The organism is Vibrio sp. OPT46, assembly GCF_015163535.1.
Lineage (GTDB): Bacteria > Pseudomonadota > Gammaproteobacteria > Enterobacterales > Vibrionaceae > Vibrio > Vibrio alginolyticus.
Map to the genome: position 1 here is coordinate 1 of NZ_JADDYG010000460.1, position 316 is coordinate 316.

The window sequence follows — 316 nt, forward strand, 5'->3', positions numbered from 1 at the left end:
CAATCAATTGTTGTGAATCCATGCTTGGAATAATAGGATTCGAGATGTGTAAACGCGAAGCAATAATCGCCATCAGTGAAAACATTGTTTTTACAATGAGTTAGTAGTTCTTTTCCAATCCCTGTTCCCCTAACTTTCGGAATGACCAACATTCCTGTCAATAGACGAACTTTATCTACACTTTTTAAACGTAGTAACGCAATGATTTCACCTTTATGGCTTGCTGTAATGATCAATTCATCTTTTTTGGCTCGACCCGCAGGGTAATACGCCTTGTATAGTTTCTTAATGAGGGGGAGCTTGATGGGATTTAACA

At 38.3% G+C, this 316-nt stretch carries 1 protein-coding gene; it reads right to left on the bottom strand.

What is annotated here, in order from left to right:
* A partial coding sequence (locus tag IQR33_RS19860) for a GNAT family N-acetyltransferase (RefSeq protein WP_228014015.1) occupies positions 1–316 on the bottom strand: 316 nt, incomplete at both ends.